1 protein-coding gene and 1 pseudogene are annotated in these 1416 nt (G+C 76.6%); one reads left to right on the top strand and one right to left on the bottom strand.

Annotated elements, in window-relative coordinates; translation table 11 throughout:
- The coding region (locus AWB89_RS25460; RefSeq protein ID WP_085177457.1) for a HAMP domain-containing sensor histidine kinase at positions 1-1101 on the top strand (1101 nt) is incomplete at its 5' end.
- On the opposite strand, the pseudogene AWB89_RS27175 reads toward AWB89_RS25460, so the two are convergent.
- Positions 1098-1416 (bottom strand): annotated as a pseudogene (locus AWB89_RS27175) (hypothetical protein); the annotation flags it as partial. The gene AWB89_RS25460 and the pseudogene AWB89_RS27175 overlap by 4 nt on opposite strands.

The raw sequence follows: 1416 nt of genomic DNA, 5'->3' as shown, positions 1-1416 counted from the left end.
CCCCCGCCACCCGGCCCGCCCGCGCCGCCGGGCGCCACCGCCACCGAGCTGGTCCACCCCTTGCCCGACGGGGGCCGCCTCATCCTGATGGCCGACACGACGCAGACCACGCAGGTCACCCGCCAGCTCCGCAAGCTGATGATCGGCGCCGGCGTGGCGACGCTGCTGGTAGCGGCGCTGCTGTCGGTCGCGGTCAGCCGGGTCGCGCTGCGGCCGCTGGATCGGCTGACCGCGCTGGCGACTGACATCGCGACCGGTGATCGTGGCCGCCGACTGCGTCCCAAGCGCACCGATACCGAACTCGGCCGCGCGGCCGGCGCCTTCGACGGAATGCTGGAGGCGCTGGAAGCCTCCGAGCGGCGGGCGCGGGACGCGGCCGACGACGCCCGGCGCGCGGAGGCGGCCACCCGGCGATTTCTGGTCGACGCCGCCCACGAGCTGCGCACCCCGATCGCCGGCATTCAGGTCGCCGCCGAACAACTCGCCAGCAACGCAGGCCGGCATCAACACGACGCCGCGGCCCGCGGCCAGTACCGTCGCGCCACCCTGTTGCTCTCCGACGCCCGCCGCGCCGGACGCCTCGTCGGCGACATGCTGGATCTGAGTCGCATCGACGCCGGGCTGCCGCTGGATGTGCACGACGTCGACCTCGCCGCGGTGGTCGACGCCGAAGCCGACCGGACGACCATGCTGGCGCCCCGCGTCACCGTCGTCCGGACCGGCCTGGCCAAGCTCGAGGTCAAGGCGGACCCGACCCGGCTGGCGCAAATCCTGGGCAACCTGCTCGACAACGCCCGCAGGTACACCCCCGCGGGCGGCGCGATCACCGTCGACCTGCGCGCCGGCGACCACACCGCCGAGGTGACGGTTACCGACACCGGCCCGGGCATTCCCGACGACGAGCGTGACCGCATCTTCGAGCGGCTGGTGCGCCTCGATGCCGGGCGCGCCCGCGACCACGGCGGCGCCGGGCTCGGCCTGCCCATCGCCCGGGCGCTGGCGCGCGCCCACGGGGGCGAGCTGACCTGCCTTCCCCACGAGGGCGGGGCGCAGTTCCGGCTCAGCCTGCCCGTCGGCGCGGCCGGCGCCTCGCCGGACTAGAACCCCGGCGGCGGGGGAGGTCCGCCCGGGTGCGGCCCGAACGGGCCGCCGGGCGCGCCAGGTCCGGGCGGCGGGGGCCCGAACGGCCCGCCCGGTCCCGGCGGCGGTGGGCCCGGTTGCCCGGGCCCCGGGGGCGGTGGCGGGGGATCGGCGCTGGCTACCGCGGTGCCGAAGCCCGTCGCGCCGATCGCGAGGGCGCCCGCGAGCACCGCGCCGGCGATGAGTCGCTTGATCGTCATTGCAGATATCTCCTGTTCGTTCGTCAGCGGGCCGGGGGTGGCGACGACGGCGGTGCCCCAGGTCCGCCGGGCCTGT

The sequence above is a fragment of the Mycobacterium paraense genome (assembly GCF_002101815.1).
Classification (GTDB): Bacteria; Actinomycetota; Actinomycetes; order Mycobacteriales; family Mycobacteriaceae; genus Mycobacterium; species Mycobacterium paraense.
Note: the sequence above shows the minus strand (reverse complement) of the source record. Positions and strands in the feature narration are given on the sequence as shown.